Genomic DNA, 16,776 nt, shown 5'->3' on the forward strand with positions numbered 1-16,776 from the left:
CGTGCTGCACTACGGTCGGGTCGGGGGTCCGATGCTCCCGCCGACCCCCGAGGAGCGCACCGTGTCGTCACCGACGCCGCCAGGCTGGTACCCCGACCCGTCCGGTCAACACGCCACCCGGTGGTGGGACGGCACCCAGTGGACCGTGCAGGTCGGCCCGCCGCCCGCGCAGCTGCCCCGCCAGCGGCTGCCCGAGCACGTGCCGACGGACACCGTGTTCGTCTGGGTCCTCGCGCTGCTCCCGCTGCTCTCCCTCCCCGTCACCTTCCTCTACGAGCCGCAGGTCCGGTACGGCGTCGGTCCGGGAGGCGTCCGGACGGTGGACCCGACCTCCATCTACACCGCCGGGTACTTCCTGCTGCAGGCGTTCTCCGTGCTCCTGTACGCCGCGAACGTCGTGCTCGCGTTCTTCGACCACCGGGTCCTCGGTCGCCGGGGTGTCATCCGGCCGTTCTCGTGGCCGTGGGCGTTCCTGTCGCCGATCGTCTACGTCATCGGCCGGTACGTCGTCGTCCGCAAGGTCGCACCGGGACGGCCCATGTGGCCGCTGTGGATCAGCATCGCCGTCGTCGTCATCGGCATCATCGTCGGGATCGGTCGGGCCGTCGCGGTGTTCCAGCAGCTGCTCCCGTAGTCGTCACCGGACGAGGACGAGTCGTGCCCTGCACACGAGCGACGAGCGACGACCTGGACGAGTTGCGGACGTTCCTGCTCGAGGCCGACCTGACGGTCGCCGGCCTCGACTCGCCGGCCGTGCGGGTCTGGCTCGAACGCGGACCCGAGGGCGGGATCACCGGCAGCACCGGATTCGAGCTCAGCGCGGACGGCGCGCACGCCCTGATCCGGAGCGTCGCGGTGTCCGGCTCGATGCGGGCGTCCGGGGCCGGTACGCGGCTCGCGCGCTTCGCGCTGGCTGAAGCGGCTCGAGCGGGCGCGGGTCGAGCGTGGTTGTTCTCGCGGCGGTCGGGGCCCTTCTGGCAGAAGCTCGGCTTCACTCCCGCAGACCGCGACGTGCTCGCTTCCGTCCTGCCCGGGACGCAACAGGTGCGCCTCTTCACGTCGACCGGGCAGCTCGGACGCGAGGTCGCGTGGTCACGCGAGCTCGTCAGTGGTGACGTCTCGTTCCGGGTCCGCGAGCGGGGCGCGTAGCATTGCCCGACCCGGCGCTCGGTCGCGGTCCACACCCCAACGCACGGGAGGCAACGTGAACGGCCCACTGCGGAGCACTGTTCGTGGACGGCGTCGAGGGGGAGCCCGGGTCGTGGCCGGTGTGGCCGTCGCACTCCTGGCGATCGTCGTGTCGGGGTGCTCCACGCAGACGGCCCCGAAGGCCGCCGATCCCCTCGCCACCTGGAACGCGGCCGTGGCCGACCGGGCCGACGAACCCGCGAACTGGGTCGCCCTGGGGGACTCGATCACCGAGGGGCAGGGCGCCTCCGCCCGCTCCACCCGGTGGATGGACCTCACGCTCGACGGGCTCCGCACGGAGCACCCGACGGACGGTGTCACCGGTGGCGCCGGGTACCTCCCGGCACAGTTCGCCGTGTACGGCCCGGACTCGACATGGGGTGACTGGGCGACCGCGAGCACGGGGTCGAGCCAGTTCGACGCCACCGCACCCGACCTCGGCTACCGATCGGTCGCGATGCAGGCAGGCGCTTCGCGGACCTACGCCTTCGCGGGCACCGGGATCGACATCTGGTGGGCGCGCTACCCCGGGTCCGGCGACTTCACCTACAGCGTCGACGGAGCCGCACCGGAGACCGTCGCCACGACGGGGAACGCAAGCACGGGCACGACGACGACGGTGGACGGGTTGTCGAGCGGGGAGCACACGGTGACCGTCACCGCTGTCTCGCCGTTCTCCCTGCTGGGGTTCACGATCTTCGACGGCGACCGGGGCAAGGGCATCCACCGTTACGACTCCGCCCACTCCGGAGCGACGATCGCGACCTTCACCGAGGACCAGGAGGGCTTCCTGACAGCGATGCGTCGTGCTGCTCCGGACCTCGTCACGATCACGCTGGGTGGCAACGACGCGTCGAAGCTCACCCCCGAGGAACTCGGGACGCAGTACGTGGCGTTCCTGAAGGCCCTCGCGGCGCTCCCCACGAAGCCCTCGCTGCTCGTGATCGGTGAGTTCGACCCGGCCTCGAGCATGACGGACGGCATGGCGAGCCCGTGGTCGACCTACCTCGCCGAGATCGAGAACGCCGCAGCCAAGGGTGGCGCCGCCTTCGTCGGCATGGCGGACACGTTCCCGCAGGCCGACCACTCCGGCACGGGGATCTACTCGACGGACGGCATCCACCCGAACGACTCCGGCCAACGGCGGATCGCGAAGCTCGTGCTCGCCACCCTGGCTGCGCACGAGGACGACTGACGGACTGGAGGCGCGGTGCCAGCTGGCACCGCGCCTCCAGTCCGTCAGTGCGGAGCCCGTCAGCGTGTGCTGACGGTGACCCGGGTCAGCGCGAACGCGCCGTCCTGCGCGAAGAGCGCGAGACGCCCGGACGGGCGGTCGTAGAGGCGCGTGCTCAACGCGACGGAACCGTCGACGACGGCGACGCAGAGGTCGCCGTCGAGGTGCACGTCGATGCGGTGCGGGCCGGGAGCGAGGGGAACCGGGCGCTCGAGCTCGACCGCGTGCGGGACGTCACCGAGGATCTGCCACTGCTCACCGCCGGTCGTACCGCGCGGCCACCGATCGAGGACGAGTCGGGAGCGGTCCGGTTCGAGGCGGAGCGCGTAGCCGGCTTCCGCGTCGTCGCTCGTGCGCAGGAGCACACCGAACGACCGGGTGTCCGGGGCGACGTCGAGCTCGATCGTGACGAGTGCCTCGGCGGGGAGTTCCGGCCCGGTCCAGGATGCGAAGCGGCTCGATGCGCCGTCTCCGACGACCGGTGCTGCGCCGTTCACGGGTGTGAAGACATCGGTGACGTCGACCTCGTTCGCGTACGCCGCTCGGAGCGTCCGGGGGAGGTCGAAGCGCAACGATCCGTCCGGTCGCTGGTGCGCCTGGAGGGTCGCCATGGTGCCGGCCCACTGCCACGCCCCGGCGTCGCGCTCGCCCTCCTTCGTGGCGATCCACCCGACGAAGAAGCGGTCCTCGCCGAGGGCGACGGTCTTCGCGGCGTAGAACGCGCGGCCGTCGACGGTGTCGTCGGCGGGCGCGAGCCACGGTCCGTCGGGCGACGTCGCGACGCGGTAGCGCGTGCAGAACGCGTCGGAGAACTCGGAGTACACGAGGTACCACCAGTCGCCCCACCGGAAGACGTCCGGGCACTCGTGGGCGATGAACCGGTGCGGCGCCCAGATCGGGTCGGCGTCGCGCCAGGTGACGAGGTCGTCCGACTCGAGGCGGGCGACGAGACCGGAGCGGCGGTGGGGCTCGTCCGGGCGGCGGGTCGCGAGGAGCATCTGCCAGGGGCGCTCGGGCGACGGGCGGAAGACGAACGGGTCGCGCCAGTCCTCGGGCGCGTAGCCGGGGAGCGCTGGCAGGTCCCACTCGGGGTGCTTCGTCCAGCGCGTGAGGTCTCCGTCGGAGGTCGCGTGGCAGACGACCTGGACGTCCTTCCGGCCGAGGTCGGTGTCGGTGGTGATGTGCGGGTTGTGGCCGGTGGAGAACAGGTGCAGGAGCCCGGAGCCGTCGCGGACGACGCTGCCCGTGTAGCAGTCGAAGTCGCTGGCGTCGGGTCCGCCCGAGGGCAGCACGACGCCGTGGTCCTCGAAGGTCACGAAGTCCGTCGTCGAGACCGCGCCCCAGGGCATGCCCGTCGGACGGTCGACGGGTGCCGCGTCCGGCCGTTCGTCGAGCAGGTAGTACAGCCAGGCCCGGTCGTCGGCCGCGAACGGGATGACGTCGCCCACGAAGCCGTTCGGCGGGCGGAAGTGGGTGCTCGGTTCGGCGGTCACTCGGACTCCTGCGGATCGGTTGCCGGGGCTGGGGCGTCCCGTGGCGTTGCGAGGGAGCTTCGCGGGACGTACTCGCAGGGCACGAGGTGGCGCCCGGGATCGTGCGTCTCGGCGAGCAGGAGCGTGCCGGCGTCGAAGCCCATCTGCTGGTGGGGGAGCGCGACCGTGGTCAGCGGCGGGTGCATCTGGTCGGCGAGGTCAGGCTGGTCGTCGAAGCCGACGATGCTGACGTCCTCCGGGCAGCGGAGCCCGAGGGACTGCGCCGCCATCAGTGCGCCGACAGCCATGCGGTCGTTCCCGCACACGAGGGCGGTCGGCGGGTCGTCGGCGAGGAACTCCATCGCGAGGTCGTAGCCGGAGCCCACCTGGTAGGTGCCGTACCGGACGGGGACGGCGTCTGCTCGGAGCCCGGCTTCGGCCGCGGCCTCGTCGAACCCGCGCTTGCGCTCGCGGCAGGCGTAGTCGTCCTCCGGACCGCCGAGGAACGCGACGTCGGTGTGCCCGGCGGCGAACACGGCAGCGGCGACGTCGTGGCCACCCTGGAACTCGTCGGCCAGCACGGTGACGGCCGGGGCGCCGTCCGGCGGGAAGCAGTTCACGAAGACCGTCGGCACGCCCTCGACGCCCGACACCGGCGTGACGTCCTCGGGGCCGGGGGCGGCGTAGATCAGGCCGGCGACGCCCTGCTGCACGAGGTTCGCGACGGCCGCCGTGCCGCCGTCGGACGTCTGCGCGGTCTCGACGACGAAGCAGACGTACCCGGCCTCCTGCACGGCCTGCTGCACACCGAGCACGATGTGACCGGCGTAGGGCTGGGAGACGAGCCGGTCCGCGATGACCCCCACCGTGTAGGACCGGTTCGACCGCAGGGACTGCGCGGCACGGTTCGGCTGGAAGTTGAGCGCCTTCGCCGACTCGAGCACACGGGCCCGGGTGTCCGCGGCGATCGAGACGTCTCGCCGGTCGTTCAGCACGAACGAGACGGTCGGCTGCGAGACGCCGGCATGCCGCGCGACGTCCTTCATCGTGACGCGGTGCGACGGTTCCGTCTGCTTTCGGCTCGCCATCTGTCCTCCTTCGACATGCTCATCATGGCAGAAGCAAATACGTATTGCCTCATGTGGACGACGTGTGTACAGTCAGCGAGCAAATACGTATTGGCTCCGACTCGACGGGGCCACGATCGCTCAGAGAGGAGCGACCCATGGCGAACGGATTCAGCACTCCGATCGACCGACGCACGCTGTTCAAGTTCGGTGGTGCCGGACTCGCACTGGCCGGCATCGGATCGCTCGCGGCGTGCTCCACCTCCGGCAGCGGCGGTGGCGCGACGGGCACGATCAAGATGCTCTACTTCGGGGAGCAGAGCGCGGCGACCGCACTCCAGAAGGCCATCGAGCCGAAGATCCGGCAGCTCGACAAGACGGCGAAGCTGCAGGTCACGGCCATCAACGGCACCGACTGGAACGACTTCCTGGCGAAGGTGCTCACGCAGATCGCTTCCGGGGACGTGCCCGACATCGTCAGTGTCGCGACCGAGGGGCAGCAGCTGCTCGCCTCGAAGAACCTGCTGACGCCGCTCGACGACCTCGTCACCAAGAACCTGTCCGGGCTGTCGACGTACTTCAGGGGCATCCACCCCTCGCTGGTCGAGTCGACGATGTACCAGGGGCACCTCTACACGCTGCCCGACAGCTTCAACGCCGGCAGTATGTTCTACTCGACGTCGCTGTTCGACAAGGCGGGGCTCTCGCGTCCGGCTGCGAACTGGTCGATGGACGACTTCCACTCGTCGGCGGAGAGCCTGGCCAAGGTCGGCGGCAGCACCTACGCGTTCGACTGGGTCGTGCGGCTCTGGGGCAGCTGGACCTCGTTCCTCTACGCGAACGACGGCAACCTCCTCGAGGAGGGGCGCTACTCCGGCGGCGACTGGCTCTGGGGCAGCAAGGCGTTCGACGGCAACGCCGTGGGCGTGAGCGGCCGCAAGGGCGGCTGGAAGTGGGGCGACCCGACGGCGAACTCCGACGCTGCGGTCGAGGCGCTGCAGTACGTGATCGACCTGCAGAAGTCGGGGGCGTCCCCGTCGCCCGATGTCGGCGGTGGCGGCACGCTGCAGGGCCTCTTCGCGTCCGGGCGCATCGGCATGACGATCGGTGGTGGGTTCTGGGCGGGTGGTCTCCACAACGCGGGCATGAAGGACGGCAGCTTCGACGTCGTGGAGTTCCCGACGTGGAAGAGCAACAAGTCGCTCTTCGGTGCCGGCGGGTACGGCATCTTCGACTCGTCGAAGCAGAAGGACCTGGCGTTCGAGGTCATCAAGCTGATGGTGCAGCCGGAGAGCTTCGACGCGCTCTGGCCCGGCAACGTCACGACACCGGCGCAGAAGTCGCTGCTGACGGCCGATCGGTACAAGACCACGGGGCCGGAGCACTGGTCGGTGTTCTACGACCAGCTCGACAACTCGGTGCCGATCTCCGCACCGCCCTACTACAACGCGCTCGCGACTGCCCTCAACCAGCGCACCACCCAGGCGATCTCGTCCGGCAACGCGAAGAAGGCGCTCGACGGCCTGCAGGCCGACATCGAGAAGGCCGCCGCGCAGGCGTCGTGATGACCGCGACGACAGGATTCCGCTCCCGGCGGGCTGCCGAGGTCGCAGCCCGCCGGCCGGCGGCCAAGCGCGTCCGGCGCCGTGAAGCCTCGTTCGGCTACGCGATGATCGGACTGGCGGTGGTCTTCGTCGCCGTCTTCACCTTCATCCCGATCCTCGCGTCGCTCGGGCTCTCCTTCACGTCGTGGGACGTGATCAGCAGCCCGAAGTTCGTCGGCCTGGACAACTACGTGCGGCTGTTCACCGACGGTCCGGTCCTGGCCTCGTTCGGGGTGACCGTCGTGCTCGCGGTCTGCATCGTCGCGTTGCAGATCTCGCTCGGCATGCTGTTGGCGGTGCTGGCGAACAACCGGAAGCGCAACGCCACGCGCGTGTTCTTCCGGACGTCGTTCTACCTGCCGCTGCTCGCGTCGTCCGCGGCGGTGTCGATCTTCATGGGCTACATCTTCGACACCAAGTTCGGGCTCATCAACTACTACCTGAACGAGATCGGGCTCCCGGGCGCGCACTGGCTCAACGACCCGTTCTGGGCGAAGGTCACGGTCGTGCTCGTGGTGGTCTGGCAGCAGGTGGGCTTCACGTTCGTCCTGTTCGTGGCCGCCCTGATGTCCGTGCCGGTCGACGTCCAGGAAGCCGCAGCGATCGACGGAGCCGGGCCGTGGCGCACCCTCTTCCGGATCAAGATCCCGTTGATCAGCCCGACGATCCTCTTCGCCACCGTGATCGCGATGATCAACGCGATGCAACTGTTCGACCAGCCGTTCATCATGACGAAGGGCGGGCCGGGCACCGCGACGACGACCGCGACCATCTCCCTCTACCAGGCCGGCTTCCAGAACCTGCAGTTCGGGTTCGCCTCCGCCATCGCGATCCTGTTGCTCGTCATCATCGGCATCATCACCGGGATCCAGTTCATCGCCGCACGAAAGCTGGTGTTCTACCAATGACGACCACCGACGTCATCAACCCGCTCCACGCGCCGGAGACCGTCGCCCAGCCGAGCGTCGCCCACATCGTCCGTCGCCGCCGACCGGTGGCGAAGGTCGGCAGCGTCATCGGGCTGGTCATCCTGATCATCGCCGCGGTGTTCGCGCTCGGGCCGCTGCTCTGGACCCTGACCACCTCGCTCCGCACCCCGGCCGAGTCGTTCGACAACCCGCCGCAGTGGATCCCGCTCTCGTGGGACTTCAGCAACTACGCGGCCGTGTTCAACCAGATCCCGATCGGCCAGTTCTTCGTGAACAGCGTGCTCGTCACACTGCTCATCGTGGTCGGCCAGACCATCACCTGCACGCTCTCGGGCTACGCGTTCGCGATGATCAGCTTCCCGGGGAAGAACACGATCTTCGGGATCTTCCTCGCCACCATGATGGTGCCGATCCAGACGATCATCATCCCGGTGTTCGTCATCCTGAAGGACATGGGACTGACCGGCTCCATCGCCTCGCTCATCGTCCCGGCCCTCGGCAGCGCGTTCGGCACCTTCCTGATGCGGCAGTACTTCATGCAGATGCCGAAGGAGCTCGGTGAGGCGGCGCGCATCGACGGAGCGACGCAGTTCGGCGTCTTCTGGCACGTGTACTCGCGGATGGCCAGCCCGGCGATCGCGACGCTCGCGATCCTGAACTTCTCCGGGTTCTGGGCCGAGTACTACCGGCCGCTGATCTTCCTGAACCAGCAGGACACGTTCACGCTCCCGCTCGGGCTGGTCGGCCTGCAGGGCAACCTCGGCACCGGCTCGATCTCGGTCGTGCTCGCCGGCGTGGTCCTGACGATGATCCCGAGCGTGCTGCTGTTCATCGTCGCCCAGCGGTACTTCATCGAGGGCGTCACGGCGGGGTCGTCACGATGACCGACACGCCCGTGACCGAGGCGCCTTCGGCAGTGGCCCCGCCGGCCGACGCCCGCGCCGTCCCCACCCCGTCCCAGGAAGCAGCACCGACCGTGATCGCACCAGCCGACCACCACCTCCCGCAGTTCCACGTCCGCCTTCCCCGCGGCTACGTCAACGACCCGAACGGCCCGATCGACATCGGCGGGCAGGCCCACCTGTACTTCCAGTCCCGGCCGCGCGTCGACCTCGACGTCCCGGTGGAGTGGGGGCACGTGACGAGCGACGACCTGGTGCACTGGACGCTCCACCGTCCGGCGATCGTGCCGGTCCCGGGCGGTGCCGACTCCGGTGGTGCCTGGTCGGGCAACACCGTCCTGCACGACGGGGTCGTCCGCGCCTACTACTCCGGCAAGGTCGACCACAGCCCCTTCCAGTCGGTGCTGCTCGCCGAGTCCACCGACGGCGGAGCCACCTTCGGAGCCCCCGTGCAGGTCGTCGCGGACCCCGGAGCAGAGGAATCGATCACGATGTTCCGCGACCCGTTCGTGTGGTCCGACGGAGACGGGTGGTCGATGGCCGTCGGCGCCGCGGACGCCGACCAGGTGGCGTCCGTCCGGCACTACCGCTCGACCGACGGTGTCGACTGGGCGTTCGTCGGCGACCTCGTCGCCATGCCGCGCGCGACGGTGCACGGCATCGACACCGGCGAGGGCTGGGAGTGCCCGCAGATCATCACGATCGACGGCGCCGACGTGGCGATCGTCGCGTCCTGGTCCCACGCGGAGGGGCCCGGCGACGTGCTCGCGGTACCCCTGACCGGTGACCCGCGGCCCTCCCGGATCGACGACGGGCAGCACTTCTACGCGGCCTCGGTGATGCGGACGGGGTCGTGGGGCCCGGTGCTGTTCGGGTGGATCACCGAGGGCCGGACCCAGGAGTGGACCGAGCAGGCCGGCTGGTCGGGAGCGATCTCCCTGCCGCGCCGCGCGTGGGTCGCGGACGGACGGCTCCTGACCGAGCCCCACCCGGCTCTCGATGCGCTGCGCGTCGGTTCGGCGACGGACGGCCGCGCGGAGACGATCGGCGCCCAGGCAGAGATCGTGCTCCAGGACCCGGTGACCGGCCGCATCCGGGTCCGGTTCTCCGACGCCGAGTTCCTCGACATCGTCGTCGACACCGAGGCGGACACGCTCACCGTCGACCGGTCCTGCGCCAGCACCGACCAGCGCGCGGACCGGCGCCCAGCCGAGATCCGTCGTCCGTTCGACGCCGCGGCGGACCGCCCCGCGGTGCGCGTGCTGCTCGACGGTTCCGTGGTCGAGGTCTTCACCAGCGCCGGACGCTCCGTCACGACGCGGGTCTACCCGGTGCAGGCACCGCCGTGGACCGTCGAGGCCCCGGAGGGCGCGTCGTGGTGGCCGCTCGAGTGCTCGGTCACGTCGGTGGCGTCCGCTCCGCGGGCGGTCGTCGCCGGCGCCGGGACTGCCTGATGTCGCTGCGGTACGGCCCCGTCGCCGGTCCGGGGAGGACACGGACGTGTCGATGATCACCGTCGCCGGCGAAGCGCTGGTCGACGTCGTCGGTCAGGGCCGCGAGGTCCCCGGCGGCGGGCCCGCGAACGTTGCGCTCGGCCTGGGGCGGCTCGGCGCCGAGGTCGAGTTCGCGACCTGGCTCGGTGCGGACGAGCGAGGACGGCACATCGCGCAGCACCTCGAGGCCTCGGGCGTGCAGCTCGTCGCCGGCGGCTTCGGCGCTGCACGGACGTCATCCGCGACGGTGCTGCTCGGTGCGGACGGGCAGCCCAGCTACGCGTTCGACATCGAGTGGGACCTCCCGCGCCTCCAGCGGACACCGGAGTGGTTGCACGTCGGATCGATCGCCGCGTTCCTCCAGCCGGGGGCAGAGAAGGTGCTCGCTGCGGCCGAACGGACCACGGCCGCCGGTGGGATCGTCTCGCTCGACCCGAACGTCCGCCCCGCCTTGCTCGGCACCCGGTCCGCAGCACGCGCCCGGTTCGAGGAGCTGGCGGCCCTGGCGACCGTGGTGAAGCTCTCCGACGAGGACGCGGCATGGCTCTGGCCCGGGCGTGACACCGACGCGGTGCTCGACGCGGTCATCGGGCTCGGGGCAGAGCTCGCCGTCGTCACCGCCGGGGCATCGGGATCCATCCTGTCCACGGCCTCGGAGCGGGTGACGGTGCCGGGGGAGCGCGCGGCCGTCATCGACACGGTGGGCGCGGGGGACACCTACACCGCGGCGCTCCTCTGGCAGTTGACCTGCTCGCGGCCGTGGCCGGCCGACTCGTCGTCGACGGGCAGCGACTCGTCGCTGGGGCACCTCGACGGCACCGCGCTGGAGGAGCTGGGTCGGACGTGCTCCATCGCCGCGGCGATCACGGTCGGACGGCGCGGGGCCGACCTGCCGACCATCGACGACGTCCGGCTGGCCTCCGGCCCGAAGGCCGTCCGGTGACCGCGTCGACCGTGCGGACCCACCGACCCTCGTCCACCACCCGAACCCTCGAAGGAGAACACCATGCTCGGCAACCTCACCGGCATCCACCTGCTCGTCATCCTCGGCATCGTCATCCTGCTCTTCGGCGCCACCAAGCTCCCCGCCCTGGCGAAGGGTCTCGGGCAGTCGCTCACGATCTTCCGCCGCGAGGTCCGCGACACTGAGCCGCACGGCACCCCGACCGGCGACCCCGCTCCCGTCGCGACGTCGACCACGACGACGCCCGTCGAGTGACGACACCGCCTCGAGCTGAGCGGAGCGCACGGTGGACGCCGAGAAGCTGATCGTCATCGGGATCGTCGCCGCGGTCTTCGTCGGACCGCACCGCCTCGTCGGTCTCGCGCAGCAGCTGGCCGGGTTCGTCCGACAGCTCCGTCACTGGGCGGAATCCACGAAGGCCCAGGTCGAGGAGGAGATCGGCGTCGAGATCGACTGGTCCGAGCTCGACCCGCGTCGGTACGACCCGCGCCGGATCATCCGTGATGCGTTGACGCACCCGACGTCAGCGAGCGAGTCGGGGGAGCGGGCGTCAGCGGCGACGGCTGTCACCCATGAGACTCAGCAGTGATGCCCCGCGCCGCTCCGCGGAGCGCGTGAGTTCCCCGACCACGCGATCCGCGGTCGGAGCGTCTGATGCACGAACGCCTCAACGGACAGCAGCGCTCGACCAGAGCCCGCGCGCGAGTCCCCACGCCCGGCGGACGACCGGGTGCAGTTCCGTGGCTGCCGCGACGAGCAGCGTGCAGGCCTGCGTGATCAGGAACACCACGAGCGCAACCGACGCGAACGCGGTGACGATCCACGCGGTGGCCAGCACCAGGAGCAGCATCCCGAGCAGGCGGACGGCACGGGGTTCCACGGGCTGCCGCGCGGAGAGGGCCCCAGCTGCGACGAAGGCGAGCGGGACGAGTGCCTGCAGGACGAGCGCGACGGGGAACCACAGCTGACTGCTGGTCGCCGGGGACAGTGTCGCCACGAAGCCGACGACGCCGGCGGCGACGAGGATGCGCACGGCATCGCGGGTGAACGCTCCACCAGCGGCAGCCATCGACCCTGCTGCCACCGACGTCGCGGCCAGGACGGGCACGGCGATCGCACCGAGGACGTGGTGCCCGGTGAAGCCCAGCAGATTGTCGATCGCGAGCAACGCCGCGCAGCAGACTCCGGCAGCGAGGGCGACGGATGGTCTCGTTCGCGACCCTTTCATCGCTCGATGCCGTCGATCGGTTGCGAAGAGTCGCCGGTCCCTCCGTGCGCAGTCAACGATCGCCGCTCGTCTGCGCTCAAGTTCATCCTCCCCGAATCATCGCCACGGGCGCGGCGACGAAGCCCAGAATGCTGCACATCAGCGAACGGTACGACCTCACGGGTGCGAGCAATACGGGGAAGATGACCCTTGACTACGTAGACAACCCCGTGGTTACCTGTCTCCCACACCCGATCCCCCTCGGGCCCGAGGCTGCAGCGAAGGAGCTGGCACATGAGCGACACCGCCCCCGTCCGCCGCCTGCGCCCCGCCTCGATGACCGACGTCGCTGCCCTCGCCGGCGTCTCCCAGAAGACCGTCTCCCGCGTGGTGAACGACGAGCCCCACGTCACCGAGGCCGTCCGCGCCAAGGTCGAGGCCGCGATCTCCGAGCTCGGTTTCCGCCCGAACGCCGCCGCCCGCTCCCTCAAGTCCCAGCGCTCTCGCCGCGTCGGCCTCATCACCATCGGCACGAACCTGTACGGCCCGACGGCGATGCTCACCGGCGTCGAGCAGGCCTGCCGCACGAACGGCTACAGCCTCGCCGTGGTCCGAACGGTGACCGCGACCGCCGAGGAGCTCCAACCCGCGGTGGACTCCCTCATCGGCCAGGACGTCGAGGCGATCGTCTTCTCCGAGCCGGTCGACAACCAGATGGACCAGCTCCGCATGCCCTCGGGCGTGACCGTCCTGACGCTCGGGCCGCCCGACGTCGCCGACCGTGAGAACACCCTCGCGGTCGGCCTCGACGAGACCGGTGCCGCCTTCGCTGCGACCGACCACCTGCTGGCCCTCGGTCATGAGACCGTGTGGCACATCGCCGGCCCCGGGAACTGGACCTCGAGCCAGCGCCGGGAGACCGGTTGGCGCGCGGCCCTGCAGGATGCGGGCGTCGCCGAGCACGAACCGGTCGAGGGGGACTGGTCGCCGCAGAGCGGCCACGACGCGATGCGCGCGCTCCTCACCCGACCCGACGTGACCGCGGTGTTCGTGGCGAACGACCAGATGGCGATCGGCGCGATGTCCGCGATCCAGCAGGCGGGCCTGTCCGTCCCGGGCGACATCAGCATCGTCGGCTTCGACGACATGCCGATCGCGGCGTTCCTGCCGGTGCCCCTCACCACCATCCGCCAGGACTTCGACGAGGCCACCCGTCTCGCGATGCACCGCCTGTTCCGGACGCTCGACGGCCACCCGCCGGCCGAGCGGCACCGGATGCTCCCCGGCCAGCTCATCACGCGCGCCACCAGCGCGCCGCCGTCACCGGGACGGCGTCACCTCCGCCCCGCCGACTGAACACCGGACGGGAGGCGCGGCTTGCCGCCGTCCCGTGAGTGAGCGCTCACGCGCGCTCGCCTCCACACCCGCACCCACCTCGACGACGACGTCAGGAGACGACACGTGACCCCAGTACCACCGCGACCCGGCACGACCGCCGCAGCCGCGCCTCCCGACCGGAACGCGAGCCGGGGACCCAGCCGACGCGACCTGCTCCGGTGGGGCGCCGCTGCTGGCGGAGCCTTCGCGCTCAGCGGCCTGCTGGCCGCCTGCTCACCGCAGTCGACCGCAGCCGTCCGCTCCGGACGCGCCGACCTGGCGTTCTGGACGCACGACCCCGGCTACGAGAAGTTCTTCACCCAGGCGCTGCCGGTCGCCGACCGGGAGTCCGACTTCCGGTTCGCGCTCGACATCACCACGATCGCGGCGGCCGACATCCCGACGAAGCTCATCGCCCAGGCGGTCGCGGGCACGGGCACACCGGACGTCGCGGGACTCGAGATCGGAGCGTTCTGCCGGATGCTCCGCGGCGACATCGCGAAGGAGCTGCTGAGCGACCTGTCGCCGTCGGTGGCCGCGCAGCAGGACGACCTGATCGCCGCACGACTGACGCCGTTCTCGAAGGACGGACACCTCTACGCGCTCGACTCGGACACCCCGCTCTGCGTGTACTACCACCGTGCCGACCGGTTCGAGGCCCTCGGCATCCCCGACGACCTGACGACGTGGGAGGAGTACATGGACCTCGGGGCGAAGCTCAACAAGAGCAAGGGCGTCTCGCTGCACGCGGTCGCGGTCACCGACCCGGGCGGCACGCTGCAGAGCTACCAGATCCTGCTGCTCCAGCGCGGCGGCGACCTGTACGACGAGGACGGCGGCATCGCCATCCAGACCCCGGAGGCCGAGCGCACCCTGCAGTTCCTCGTCGACGGCGTGCAGTCCGGAGCGATCGCCACGGTCGCGGACATGTACGGGCCGAGCCTGCAGTCCGGGCTGAAGGGCGGCACGATCCTGGCGGTCGACATGCCCTCCTGGTACGCCAGCTACGGCATCAAGCCGAACGTCCCCGAGCAGAAGGGGAAGTGGCGCGTCCGGAACCTGCCCCGGTTCGCCGGTGGCGGCAGCACGACGAGCGTCGGCGGCGGGACCGGGTTCGCGGTGCTCCGCGACAAGCCCCTCACGAAGGCGGGGATCGACCTCGTGCTCGCGGCGTACCTCGACCCGGACCAGCAGGTGAAGCGGTACCAGGACCTCGGGTACCTGCCGACGCTGCGCTCGGTCTACGACGACCCGCGCCTCGCCGCGATGAGCGACCCGTACTTCGGCGGGCAGCAGCTGTTCGGCGTCTACAAGTCCGTCGTCGACGACGTCCCGTCGCAGCACCAGAGCGCCGACGCAGCGATCCTGCAGACCGTCCTGAGCGGCTACATCATCAAGGCCTACAAGGGCCAGATCTCCCCGAAGCAGGCGCTCGACGCCGCTGCGGCCGACTTCCGCGGCCAGACCCGCGCCTGAGGAGGACGACGTTGTCCACATCCACCGCCACCGGCATCCCGGTGTCCGCCACCACGGCCGATCCGCCGGCCCGACGACGACGGCTCAACACGAACGGCGGCAGCGCGCCGTACCTGTTCATCGCGCCGTTCTACGTGTTGTACGGCCTCTTCATGATCGTGCCGGTGCTCGCCGCCGTGTACCTGTCGCTCACGGAGTGGGTCGGTCTCGGTGCCCCGAACTGGATCGGGCTGTCGAACTACGCGAACCTGTTCCGCGACACCAGCTTCGGCACCGCCCTGGTGAACTCGCTGATCTACACGCTCATCGCCGTGTTCGTCATCGTGCCGGTCTCCCTGCTCGTCGCGCAGGCGCTCAACGCCAAGGGGCTGCGCGCCCGTGACCTGTTCCGCGTGACGTTCTTCATCCCGATGGTGCTGTCACCGATCGTCATCGCGCTCATCTACAGCCTGGTGTTCGACACGAACTACGGGCTGCTCAACGCCTCGCTCAAGGCGCTGTTCGGGCTGCCGAACACCGACTGGCTCGGGGACCCGACGCTCGCGAAGGTCGCGATCGGGTTCGTGCTCCTCTGGCGCACGGTCGGGTACCTGACGATCTTCTTCCTCGCGGCGCTCCAGAACGTGTCGCCGGAGCAGTACGAGGCCGCGTCGCTCGACGGTGCCGGCACGTTCCGGAAGTTCACGAACGTGACCCTGCCGGAGATCCGACCGGTCACGAGCTTCGTCGTCGTCACGTCGTTCATCAGCGCCGCGCAGCTCTTCGACGAGCCGTACCTGCTGACGAAGGGCGGCCCGGGCGAAGCGACCCTGTCCGTCGCCATGTTCATCTACCGCGCCGCGTTCGAGCGACAGCAGTTCGGGTACGCGGCCGCGGCCGGGGTCGTGCTGTTCGTCATCGTCTTCGGCGTCAGCCAGATCCTCAACCGCGCACTCGCCATCGGGAGGGACGCATGACCGCCACCACCGACCGCCCGACCACCCGGGCCGTCACGACCGCCGGAGGTCGGGCTCCCCGCTCCGGCCCGCCCCGCACGCGCGGGTGGGTCGCCCGCCGTGGGCTGCTCTACGCGACCCTCATCGCCCTGCTGCTCGTGTTCGTCTTCCCGCTGCTCTGGGCCCTGTCCGGATCGTTCAAGCGACGCGGCGACATCTTCGCGACACCGCCGTCGCTGATCCCGAACCCGGCGACCGGCGAGAACTACTCCAACCTGCTGTCGACCCAGCCGTTCTGGGCGTGGTTCGGCATCAGTGTCGGGACCGCGCTCATCGCCACCGTCGTGTCCGTCTTCGTCTGCGCGATGGCGGGCTACGGGTTCGCGAAGTTCCGGTTCCGGGGCAAGCGGGTGCTGTTCGCGGTGATGTTCTCGTCGCTGTCCGTGCCGTTCGCGGTGATCCTCGTGCCGCTCTTCATCCTGGTGGTGAAGTCGGGGCTCACGAACCCGTGGTTCTCGCTCGTCGTGCCGTGGGTGGCGCCGGCGTTCGGCATCTTCATGATGCAGCAGTTCATCGTCCAGGCGATCCCGGACGAGATCATCGAGGCCGCCCGCATCGACGGCAACTCGGAGTTCGGCACGTTCCGTCGTGTCGTGCTCCCGTTGCTCCGGCCGTCCCTCGGCGCACTCGCCGTGTGGAGCTTCCTGCAGAGCTACAACTCGTTCCAGTGGCCGCTGGTCCTGTTGTCCGACTCGAACCAGTACACCCTGCCGCTCGGCCTCAACGCGATCTTCGCCTCGGAGAACCGCTCGTACGACCTCGTGCTCGCCGGCGCCGTGCTCGCGAGCGTGCCGACCATCCTCGTGTTCCTGCTCCTCCGCAAGCAGTTGCTCGACGGCCTGACGGCCGGCGCCGTGAAGGGCTGAGA

Annotated in this window: 17 protein-coding genes; 14 read left to right on the forward strand and 3 right to left on the reverse strand. The window is 70.2% G+C overall.

All coding sequences use genetic code 11. From position 1 onward, the window contains the following. Window positions 1-61 precede the first annotated feature (61 nt). From BJK06_RS11290 to BJK06_RS11300, 3 genes are all read left to right on the forward strand, one after another. Window positions 62-634 (forward strand): DUF2510 domain-containing protein, encoded by a 573-nt coding sequence (locus BJK06_RS11290; RefSeq protein ID WP_229085493.1) that lies wholly within the window; start codon window positions 62-64, stop codon window positions 632-634. A gap of 23 nt (window positions 635-657) precedes the next feature. Beyond that, on the forward strand, window positions 658-1,149 hold the full coding sequence (locus tag BJK06_RS11295) for a GNAT family N-acetyltransferase (protein WP_070417974.1): 492 nt from the start codon (window positions 658-660) through the stop codon (window positions 1,147-1,149). Between the two features lie 112 nt (window positions 1,150-1,261). Further along, window positions 1,262-2,383 carry a GDSL-type esterase/lipase family protein gene (locus BJK06_RS11300; RefSeq protein ID WP_070417975.1) on the forward strand — a complete coding sequence of 374 codons (1,122 nt, stop codon included), beginning with the start codon at window positions 1,262-1,264 and terminating at the stop codon, window positions 2,381-2,383. A 59-nt stretch (window positions 2,384-2,442) separates the two neighbouring features. Here BJK06_RS11300 and BJK06_RS11305 read toward each other — a convergent pair whose 3' ends face one another. Together BJK06_RS11305 and BJK06_RS11310 are read right to left on the reverse strand one after the other, a co-directional pair. Next, window positions 2,443-3,915: a glycoside hydrolase family 32 protein gene (locus tag BJK06_RS11305; RefSeq protein WP_070417976.1), complete on the reverse strand. Its 1,473-nt coding sequence runs from the start codon at window positions 3,913-3,915 to the stop codon at window positions 2,443-2,445. After that, the gene (locus BJK06_RS11310) at window positions 3,912-4,982 is read right to left on the reverse strand and encodes a LacI family DNA-binding transcriptional regulator (RefSeq protein ID WP_070417977.1); all 1,071 of its coding nucleotides are present in this window, start codon (window positions 4,980-4,982) and stop codon (window positions 3,912-3,914) included. The genes BJK06_RS11305 and BJK06_RS11310 overlap by 4 nt, the downstream gene beginning before the upstream one ends. A 137-nt stretch (window positions 4,983-5,119) precedes the next feature. On the opposite strand from BJK06_RS11310, the gene BJK06_RS11315 reads away from it, so the two are divergent. The 7 genes from BJK06_RS11315 (at window position 5,120) to BJK06_RS11345 (ending at window position 11,442) form a co-directional block, all read left to right on the forward strand. After that, window positions 5,120-6,526, forward strand: a complete 1,407-nt coding sequence (locus tag BJK06_RS11315) for a sugar ABC transporter substrate-binding protein (RefSeq protein WP_070417978.1) — start codon at window positions 5,120-5,122, stop codon at window positions 6,524-6,526. Continuing rightward, complete coding sequence (locus BJK06_RS11320; RefSeq protein WP_070417979.1) at window positions 6,526-7,473, forward strand: carbohydrate ABC transporter permease; 948 nt, start codon at window positions 6,526-6,528, stop codon at window positions 7,471-7,473. Before BJK06_RS11315 ends, BJK06_RS11320 begins: the two co-directional genes overlap by 1 nt. After that, window positions 7,470-8,378, forward strand: coding sequence for a carbohydrate ABC transporter permease (locus BJK06_RS11325; protein WP_083295207.1), 909 nt, complete (start codon window positions 7,470-7,472; stop codon window positions 8,376-8,378). Before BJK06_RS11320 ends, BJK06_RS11325 begins: the two co-directional genes overlap by 4 nt. After that, on the forward strand, window positions 8,375-9,850 hold the full coding sequence (locus BJK06_RS11330; RefSeq protein ID WP_070417980.1) for a glycoside hydrolase family 32 protein: 1,476 nt from the start codon (window positions 8,375-8,377) through the stop codon (window positions 9,848-9,850). The genes BJK06_RS11325 and BJK06_RS11330 overlap by 4 nt, the downstream gene beginning before the upstream one ends. A gap of 52 nt (window positions 9,851-9,902) precedes the next feature. After that, a complete protein-coding gene (locus BJK06_RS11335; protein WP_070419398.1) occupies window positions 9,903-10,832 on the forward strand; it encodes a carbohydrate kinase in 930 nt (309 codons plus the stop codon). Window positions 10,833-10,895: 63 nt separating this feature from the next. Next, entirely contained in the window at window positions 10,896-11,108 is a 213-nt protein-coding gene (gene tatA, locus BJK06_RS19130; protein WP_070417981.1) for a twin-arginine translocase TatA/TatE family subunit, read from the forward strand. A 31-nt stretch (window positions 11,109-11,139) separates the two neighbouring features. Beyond that, window positions 11,140-11,442: a hypothetical protein gene (locus tag BJK06_RS11345; RefSeq protein ID WP_070417982.1), complete on the forward strand. Its 303-nt coding sequence runs from the start codon at window positions 11,140-11,142 to the stop codon at window positions 11,440-11,442. 78 nt (window positions 11,443-11,520) lie between these two features. Here BJK06_RS11345 and BJK06_RS11350 read toward each other — a convergent pair whose 3' ends face one another. Then, window positions 11,521-12,021, reverse strand: a complete 501-nt coding sequence (locus tag BJK06_RS11350; RefSeq protein ID WP_070417983.1) for a hypothetical protein — start codon at window positions 12,019-12,021, stop codon at window positions 11,521-11,523. A 333-nt stretch (window positions 12,022-12,354) separates the two neighbouring features. On the opposite strand from BJK06_RS11350, the gene BJK06_RS11355 reads away from it, so the two are divergent. The 4 genes from BJK06_RS11355 (at window position 12,355) to BJK06_RS11370 (ending at window position 16,774) form a co-directional block, all read left to right on the forward strand. Further along, entirely contained in the window at window positions 12,355-13,416 is a 1,062-nt protein-coding gene (locus tag BJK06_RS11355) for a LacI family DNA-binding transcriptional regulator (RefSeq protein WP_219810637.1), read from the forward strand. Window positions 13,417-13,521: 105 nt separating this feature from the next. Further along, a complete protein-coding gene (locus BJK06_RS11360) occupies window positions 13,522-14,913 on the forward strand; it encodes an ABC transporter substrate-binding protein (protein ID WP_219810638.1) in 1,392 nt (463 codons plus the stop codon). A gap of 11 nt (window positions 14,914-14,924) precedes the next feature. Continuing rightward, window positions 14,925-15,869 (forward strand): carbohydrate ABC transporter permease, encoded by a 945-nt coding sequence (locus BJK06_RS11365; RefSeq protein ID WP_229085480.1) that lies wholly within the window; start codon window positions 14,925-14,927, stop codon window positions 15,867-15,869. After that, window positions 15,866-16,774 (forward strand): carbohydrate ABC transporter permease, encoded by a 909-nt coding sequence (locus tag BJK06_RS11370; protein WP_070417984.1) that lies wholly within the window; start codon window positions 15,866-15,868, stop codon window positions 16,772-16,774. The genes BJK06_RS11365 and BJK06_RS11370 overlap by 4 nt, the downstream gene beginning before the upstream one ends. The last annotated feature ends 2 nt before the right edge of the window (window positions 16,775-16,776 follow it).

The sequence above is a fragment of the Curtobacterium sp. BH-2-1-1 genome (assembly GCF_001806325.1).
Lineage (GTDB): Bacteria > Actinomycetota > Actinomycetes > Actinomycetales > Microbacteriaceae > Curtobacterium.

Coding starts and splice junctions, on each gene's coding strand:
- BJK06_RS11310 (WP_070417977.1), bottom strand. CDS start 4,982: ATGGCGAGCCGAAAGCAGACGGAACCGTCGCACCGCGTCACGATGAAG.
- BJK06_RS11315 (WP_070417978.1), top strand. CDS start 5,120: ATGGCGAACGGATTCAGCACTCCGATCGACCGACGCACGCTGTTCAAG.
- BJK06_RS11320 (WP_070417979.1), top strand. CDS start 6,526: ATGACCGCGACGACAGGATTCCGCTCCCGGCGGGCTGCCGAGGTCGCA.
- BJK06_RS11325 (WP_083295207.1), top strand. CDS start 7,470: ATGACGACCACCGACGTCATCAACCCGCTCCACGCGCCGGAGACCGTC.
- BJK06_RS11330 (WP_070417980.1), top strand. CDS start 8,375: ATGACCGACACGCCCGTGACCGAGGCGCCTTCGGCAGTGGCCCCGCCG.
- BJK06_RS11335 (WP_070419398.1), top strand. CDS start 9,903: ATGATCACCGTCGCCGGCGAAGCGCTGGTCGACGTCGTCGGTCAGGGC.
- tatA (WP_070417981.1), top strand. CDS start 10,896: ATGCTCGGCAACCTCACCGGCATCCACCTGCTCGTCATCCTCGGCATC.
- BJK06_RS11355 (WP_219810637.1), top strand. CDS start 12,355: ATGAGCGACACCGCCCCCGTCCGCCGCCTGCGCCCCGCCTCGATGACC.
- BJK06_RS11370 (WP_070417984.1), top strand. CDS start 15,866: ATGACCGCCACCACCGACCGCCCGACCACCCGGGCCGTCACGACCGCC.